The sequence below is a fragment of the Alcanivorax sp. HI0044 genome, assembly GCF_001634945.1.
The window spans coordinates 1-1,338 of sequence record NZ_LWEZ01000063.1 but is presented as its reverse complement, the minus strand read 5'-3'; the positions used below and the strand labels follow the sequence as shown (position 1 = coordinate 1,338).

Genomic DNA, 1,338 nt, shown 5'->3' with positions numbered 1-1,338 from the left:
TCCAGGTGGTGCCAGCCACGGTGACCGAAAACGGTGAATCTTTTGGCCGTATCGGCGTGGGCCTGGGCGGCGTTTACCAGCAGGAATTTGGTGTGCTGGGGGCTGTCAGTGCGGCGAGCAGTCGCTTTGCCGAGCAGGTCAATGTGGTGGGCGCGAGCCTGGTGAAACTGGTCACCGGCAAGCTTTCTCTCGATAACCTGGGTGGCCCCATCACCATTGCCCAGGTGGCCGGCGAAAGTGCGTCCATTGGCATTGCCAGCTTCCTGGCATTGCTGGCTTACCTCAGCATCACGCTGGGGGTGATTAACCTTCTACCCGTACCAATGCTTGATGGCGGCTGGATTTTCTTTGGAATCATTGAAATGATTCGCGGTCGCAGTTTACCTGAGCGGTTCTTGATGGCCGCACAAGGTGTTGGGCTGACGCTCGTGGTCAGCTTCATGTTATTGGCCATTTACAACGACTTGGTGAAGCAGTTTTCATGAGATTTGGGGACATTCTGAGCAGCCCCCTGAAGGGCCTGCTAGCGGTTTTTTGCCTGTTGGCAGCACCGCTGCTAAATGCGGACACACAGTTACCGTTCAAGGTCCACGATATTCGTGTAGAAGGCCTCCAGCGTCTGCCTGTGGAGCGGGTCTACGCCTCCCTGCCGATTCAGGCTGGTGACACGGTTAACCGTGGTCAGGTGGTCGATGCGGTTCAGCGCCTTTTTGCCACCGGCAACTTTGAGGATGTGCAGCTGGGCCGTGACGGTGACGACCTGGTGGTGATTGTTGCCGAGCGCCCGAGTATTGCGCGTATCGAACTGTCTGGTAACAAATCCATTGACGAAGAAAATCTGCGCAAGGGCCTGACAGAGGCGGGGCTTGCTGAAGGTGAAGTGTTCCAGCGCTCTACCTTGCAGGCGATTGCGGGCGAACTGGAGCGCCAGTACGTCAGTCAGGGCCGCTACGGGGCAGATATCAAGACCGAATCGGTGGCGTTGCCGCGCAACCGGGTGGCTCTGAAGATCGAGATTTATGAAGGTAAAGCCGCGAGAATTCGCAATATCAACATCGTAGGCAATCAGCTGTTTGACGATGAAACCTTACTGGAAGATTTTGAGCTGCATTCTTCCGGCTTCTGGTCGTTCATCAAGGGCGATGACAAATACTCCCGGGAAAAACTGGGTGGCGACCTGGAGCGGCTGCGCTCCTATTACCTGGATCGTGGTTATATCAACTTTTCCATCGAATCGACCCAGGTGTCAGTCACTCCGGATCGTCGTAGTGTCTTTATCACCGTGAATGTTGCCGAAGGCGAACAATACACCGTCAATGAGGTGAATCTGGCTGGTGA

The 1,338-nt window shown here is 55.5% G+C and carries 2 protein-coding genes; both read left to right on the top strand.

Annotated features, from left to right (window positions below):
- Positions 1–485 (top strand): site-2 protease family protein (locus A3730_RS00855; RefSeq protein WP_197477205.1); only part of this gene is annotated, 485 nt, incomplete at its 5' end.
- A partial coding sequence (gene bamA, locus A3730_RS00850; RefSeq protein WP_063537263.1) for an outer membrane protein assembly factor BamA occupies positions 482–1,338 on the top strand: 857 nt, incomplete at its 3' end. The genes A3730_RS00855 and bamA, both read left to right, overlap by 4 nt.